The organism is Collinsella aerofaciens (genome assembly GCF_015552075.1).
Taxonomy (GTDB): domain Bacteria; phylum Actinomycetota; class Coriobacteriia; order Coriobacteriales; family Coriobacteriaceae; genus Collinsella; species Collinsella aerofaciens_Y.
Window position 1 is genome coordinate 1 of record NZ_JADNDZ010000013.1, and the last position, 5,930, is coordinate 5,930.

The following is a 5,930-nucleotide window of genomic DNA, read 5'->3' on the forward strand; positions in this document are numbered from 1 at the left end:
AGGTCGGGACCGGCCAGTAGTCGGCGGCCACGATCTCCTCCATGGCATCCACGGCAGCGCGCAAGAAGCGAAGCGACGCAGCGGAAGCGGGCAATGCCAGCCGCACGCGAATATCCCGTCGGGTGGGGCACCATTTGAAATGAGAAGCCCGTTATCCTCACGATAGCGGGCTTTTTGCTGCCATGTGCCGGGATTCGAGCCCAACAGGGCGCGGAGCCGAGGAAACGCACTTACGCTTCGACCCTAACAAGTGATTGACTTAGTCCCTAGCAATACGATATCTGAAACGTCCGTATCGAAAAACATTGCCTGGAGACAGCTCCGTCTCCATTAGCCGTGATGTTGACAAGCTTTCTTATCAATCGCACGTCTTGAGAAATTATCCCAACTTCAAAATCGCTGTGAGTTCCGAGGGTGCCGGGAAACAGCACATTCCCTCAACTCTCACCCTGCACACAGCATAAATACCTCCGATCCGCACATCGATAAAACAGCGCCGCGTGTAGTCCAGTTCCCTGGTCTCGATTTGTAAATTTGTTGGCGAAGTCCAGGCATACGCTGCAAACAACTTGCGAACATCCCATGCGGGGGCATCGTCCCTCTCAGCTTCATGAGTCACGAAGGGAAAGAGGTCTCCGACTCCAGCCTCGTCGCCCGATTTGCAAACCCAAGACTTGTAGCCGGCCCTCACGCCATACTCACGACCATCGCGCAACAGAGACAAATCCAGCTCATTCTCATGAAATCGAATATTGATCTCATCAAAATCCCCGAAAATGCAATGATGGATGCCCTCGAGGCGTAATGAACTCAAGCGTCCGCCAGAAGCCAACCCAACTGGCACGGGAATGCTATCGAAGTCACGTTCGGAAGCCACCGTTTCCCGAACACTAAACTCTTTGAACAATACCTCATACAGCGGATCAAGCAGCGCCTTACTTCCTGTCGTGGAACTCGAGCAGGCGATGACAAGGCCATCCGTGGGCCGTATGTAGCACAGCTGCCCAAAAAGACCAGAGCATCTGAACCCGCCACGCCGGCACATCCAGAACTGGTATCCATAGCCATTGCTGTCTTCAGTCGCCTCAGACGGATAAAAGGGGCTCGTTTCCATCTGAATCTTCGTCGCCTCGGCAACCCATTCCGCGGGAATGATCTGTTCCCCACGCCACTTGCCGCCATCCAGCAAACATTGACCAAACTTAGCCAAATCCGGTGTCGAAAGGTGAAGACCAAAACCTCCGGTCGTATGACCGGCTTGATCCTCTTCCCACCACCAACTTCTAATGCCTAACGGCGTAAACAAACGTTCGGCGAGATAATCGGATTCTTTCACTCCACTTATGCGTTGCACGAGCATGCTCAATAAATGTGAACACAGCGAATCGTAGTGAAAGACCTCGCCAGGCTTCCAGTCAAACTCACGATGAAGAACCTCATGTGCCCAGTCGTCTCCCGCGCCAATATACGAAAGGTCACTCTCCTGCCCCATCGTCATAGTCAGCAAATTGCGAACCGTCACATTGTGAAAGCGCTCATCCGCAATCTCGCCTTCATATTCCGGGAAGTATGAAATCCAGCGATCGGCCAGCGACAGCTGTCCTTCATTCACCAACATCCCAACAGCAACCGAGGTGAAGGACTTAGTCACAGAATAGAGCGGGTGAACGTGTTCGAGGGCGAACGGCGCAGCCGCATGCTCGAAGACGACTTCACCATCTTGTCGAACCACGACTGAGCGGACTTCCACACCCGCGGACCTCCACGCCGCAAGGCACGCCTCGCCCATCTTATTGTCAAAGATAATATTAGACACTCTCAACCACTGCCTCTCAAACGAAACCAGCACAAGACAAGGTCGCCCTCGGCGCTTATCCAAGGACGACCTTGTCAGATTGCTGGCGCGCGGGGAAATACTTGTTCCGCGGCTCCACTTCTTTGGCTACTTTGCAGCCTCTACCGCCGGCACGTCCTCCTTGTACGTCGCATACGTAAGCAGGAACGAAATCACGCTGGAAACCACGATGGCTATGATTACGTAAATCAGGTAGCTCGCGCCCATTGCGCCGGACGGATCAATGAAGCCCGGGAAGGCGCAGAAGCCGCCGCCGGTGAACGCGAACATCTTGGTACCAAGAGCACCGATGATTAGGCCGCCGGGCACAGAGGCGATGCAGCTCATGACAAAAGGCTTCTTGCGCGGAAGGGTCACGCCGTAGATGCAGGGCTCAGTGATGCCAAAGAAGAAGCCCGAGATGAACGCCGGCCATGCAAGCTGCTTGAGCTTTACGTCCTTAGTCTTCAGAAGAATGGCAAGGACGGCAAGGGACTGAGCGTACGAGCAAACCATGTACGGCGCCATGACAATATCCCAGCCCTGGGAGGCAATGTTCACCAGCATGAGAGCAATGACACTCCAGTGGAAGCCGAAGATGACCATAGGCTGCCAAATGGCAGTAAGCACGATGCCGCCGAGCGCGCCGCCGATGACAGGCAAGCTGTAGAGGGAGTTAAACAGCAGGCTCATGAGGTTCGTGATCAGGGTGGCAATCGGGCCAATAATCAAATAGGTAGCGGGGACCATCACAACGAGTACGCATGTAGGCACAAAGAAGAACTTTACATACTCAGAGAAATGCTTGCGGCACCACTTCTCCAGCTTTGCCGCGAACCAAACAGAGATGATAATCGGAATGACAGAGCTCGTATAACCCGAAGATGGCATGATGACGGGTATGCCGAGGAAAGTCGTGTAGTAGTTCATGGCAAAGGGAGTGCCGGCAAGCACCGTTCCCAAAACATCGCCAGATGTGATGTTGACCATCGCCGGATACGTAAGTGCGATACCGAGCGTCATGCCAACGAACTCACTACAGCCAAACTTCTTTGCCGCGGTATAGCCAAGGATGATCGGCAGGAAGTAGAAGAAGCCGTCACCAGCCGCATATAGAATCTGGTACAAGCCGTCTGTCGCCGTAATCCATCCGAGGGCGACGAGAATACTCAAAACACCCTTGATCATACCCGCGGCACACAGCACCGCAAGAATCGGCTGGATTACGCCTGAAATAGTATCGATAAGGGCACTAACAAGGTTTCCTTTCTTGACGGGCTCACCATCAAGATTAACCTCGCCCAGCCCCTCGACACCAGAAGCGGCAACCGCGGCATCGTAAACATCCTCAATCACATTGATGCCGACAACAACCTGATACTGGCCATTCGCGTTGATTACTTGAATGACGCCTTTATGAGACTCAATTGCCTTAGTATCGGCCTTCGCATCGTCTCGCAGCTTGAAACGCAGACGCGTCATGCAGTGCGAGATGCTCAGGATGTTTTCCTTACCGCCGACGAGGCCAACTACGTCCTCGCCGAGCTTGCGATTTGCAAGCTCTTTGCTTTCGCTCATGGTTTTCCTCCCATGCGACCTGTCCAAGGTCGGTCGCCCGCCATCATTCACAAAATTGATTTCCGATACTAGTGGAGTTCTGGCCAGAACTCCTTATTCGCCTCAATGAGATCGTCAAGGATCTTCTTTGCAACGGAGGCAGAGGGGACCGTCTTCGAAAGCGTCAGCGCCTGCCAAAGCTCCTGATAGGAATGGTCGACCCAAGCAGACACTGCAAGCTTTTCGACCGAGACCTGTTCCTCCATAAGTCCTTTCTGGAATTGCGGAATCTCACCTTGGCAAATTTTCTCGTAGCCGTCGCTGCCGACGATGCAGGGGATCTCGACCATAGCCGTTGGGTCAAAATTAGACACAGCCCCGTCGTTGGGAACAATCAGCGAGAAACGTTCGCGGGTGTTCTCTGCCAAAGCACGAGCGAGATCGACAATGTACTCAGCGTGGGTATCCGGCTTAAGGCCGAAACCCTCTGACGTGCCCTTTTCGATAATCTGGCGGGCGGTGCCGAAGACGCGTTTCTCGCGACCCTCACGGACCTCGTCGGTGCGGGTGTGGTTGGGGTCGGTGTGCTCAACCACATAGTCCGGGAAGAGATAGTACTTGAGGTAGGTGTTCGGGATGGTATTCGGATCGAGCGCGTAAACATCCTTAGCCTTACGGAACGTCTGGTCCCAAGATGCATCGACGAATTCAAGGCCGGAATCCTCGCCGGCATAACCGTTTTTAGCCATTTGGGCCTTGATAGTGGGCATAAGGTCATTGCCAGCACGGTCGTGAATCTTTGTCCACCAACCAAAGTGGTTGAGGCCGTAGTAGCCGACGACGAGGTCGTTGTGGTCCTTGAGACCACACATCTGAGCCATGATATCCATCAGGGCTATTGGCATGTCGCAGATGTTGATGATCTTTGAATCCGGGCGAAGGCGGCGTGTCGCCTCAGCAACGATCGCCGCGGGGTTGGAGTAGTTGAGCATCCATGCGTCGGGACTGTATTTCTCCATGTAGTCAAGGATCTCGAGTACGCCGCCAATGGAGCGCAAGCCATAAGCAATGCCACCAGGACCACAGGTCTCTTGGCCAAGAACGCCATAGCGCAGGGGGATCTTCTCGTCCTTATCGCGCATAGCGTACTTGCCAACGCGAATCTGGGCAAGTACAAAGTCGATGCCTGTGAAGGCCTCCTCAGGGTCGGTCGTATAGCTGAAGGTTACCTCTGGAGCATTCTCCCTGATGTAGATGGCGCATGCCTTGGCAATTGTCCCCTGACGCTCGGCATCGTTGTCATAGAGCGTAATCCTATTGATGGGGAACACATCGCGCTTCGCGAGAAGTGTCAGAACAACGCCCGGCGTATAAGTGCTTCCGCCTCCCGCGATAGTAACTGCATAACTCTGTTTTGCCATTGCAATCCTCCTGTCTAGACATGTACTTGATGACTCGAATTATATCCTCAGTGATTTACTATCTGTCTAGACATGTTAAACACACGGGTGAACGGTTGATTTATGGCGGTAAGCGGTAACTAAAAGTGTCTCCACTTCCTATAATTGGTAGAAGCGGATAATCGCGCCGATTCGACGCATTCCGTACAACCTCAATAAGGAGAGCATTTTGGCAAGGATCCTGTACAGTGAAATTTACCGAAGCCTACGAAAGCGGATTGTCGAAGGCAAGCATCCCGTGGGATCGCTCCTTCCTTCCGAACAAAATCTTTCCAAAGAGTTCTCCTGCTCTCGAATGACGGTGCGCAAGGCTATCTCGCTTCTCGCAAATGAAGGTCTAGTTCAGTCCATTAAAGGCAAGGGAGTCCTCGTAATCGAGACGTCACCTGCAGGCACCAGCAAAGAAGGCGCATTCACCGTAAGCGACCTTTCTTCGTTCAGCGAATCGGCACACGCGATCGGAGCAATTCCAACGTCAAAAATCGTCTATTTGGAACACGTAAGCACCAATAAGTGTCTAGCTCAATTGACGGGATTTCCCGAAGGAGAAGACCTTACGCATTTGAAGCTCGTCCGCATGCTCGACGATAAACCGGTCGCTGTCGACCGCCACTACTTCCTAACTTCCTCCGTCCCCGGCCTAAACGAGCAGAATGCCACCCTGTCGCTCTTCCATTACATCGAGGATGAGCTAGGGCTCACCATTGCCGTGAGCAAACGAACGATAACACTCGCCCAGCCCGACACTGAGGACTGCCGGTTGCTTGACATCGATCCTTCTTCGTATCTGGCGGTCGTAACCAGCCAGACATTCGACTCAACCGGAACTCAATTTGAGTATATCGAGGCGCGTTATATTCCGAGCATCTTCCATTTTCACGACACGGCAACGCGCACACCCCTACCCTAATAAACGACACGAGCGGACGCCGCCCTAGGGAATTTGTTCAACAAAAAAACCGGGGCCCGCGCGATGCGGACCCCGGCTTTCAACCGTGACGGTATGCTGTCCCAGTCCTACACGTAGAACAGAATGTCGTCGTAGGTCGGGACCGGCCAGTAGTCGGCGGCCACGATCT

Annotated in this window: 4 protein-coding genes; 1 reads left to right on the top strand and 3 read right to left on the bottom strand. The window is 53.5% G+C overall.

The window, feature by feature from the left end:
- Positions 1-379 precede the first annotated feature (379 nt).
- The 3 genes from I2D41_RS00900 to I2D41_RS00910 all read right to left on the bottom strand — a co-directional run bounded on the left by I2D41_RS00900 (position 380) and on the right by I2D41_RS00910 (position 4,812).
- On the bottom strand, positions 380-1,816 hold the full coding sequence (locus I2D41_RS00900) for a serine hydrolase domain-containing protein (RefSeq protein WP_195363234.1): 1,437 nt from the start codon (positions 1,814-1,816) through the stop codon (positions 380-382).
- 126 nt (positions 1,817-1,942) lie between these two features.
- Entirely contained in the window at positions 1,943-3,412 is a 1,470-nt protein-coding gene (locus tag I2D41_RS00905; protein ID WP_195363235.1) for a PTS transporter subunit EIIC, read from the bottom strand.
- Positions 3,413-3,480: 68 nt separating this feature from the next.
- Positions 3,481-4,812, bottom strand: a complete 1,332-nt coding sequence (locus I2D41_RS00910; protein ID WP_195363236.1) for a 6-phospho-alpha-glucosidase — start codon at positions 4,810-4,812, stop codon at positions 3,481-3,483.
- Between the two features lie 208 nt (positions 4,813-5,020).
- Here I2D41_RS00910 and I2D41_RS00915 point away from each other — a divergent pair, with 208 nt between their 5' ends.
- Positions 5,021-5,761, top strand: a complete 741-nt coding sequence (locus tag I2D41_RS00915; RefSeq protein WP_195363237.1) for a GntR family transcriptional regulator — start codon at positions 5,021-5,023, stop codon at positions 5,759-5,761.
- The last annotated feature ends 169 nt before the right edge of the window (positions 5,762-5,930 follow it).

Excerpts from the sequence above, each read along its gene's own strand:
- I2D41_RS00905 (WP_195363235.1), bottom strand. The coding sequence starts at position 3,412 with ATGAGCGAAAGCAAAGAGCTTGCAAATCGCAAGCTCGGCGAGGACGTA.
- I2D41_RS00910 (WP_195363236.1), bottom strand. The coding sequence starts at position 4,812 with ATGGCAAAACAGAGTTATGCAGTTACTATCGCGGGAGGCGGAAGCACT.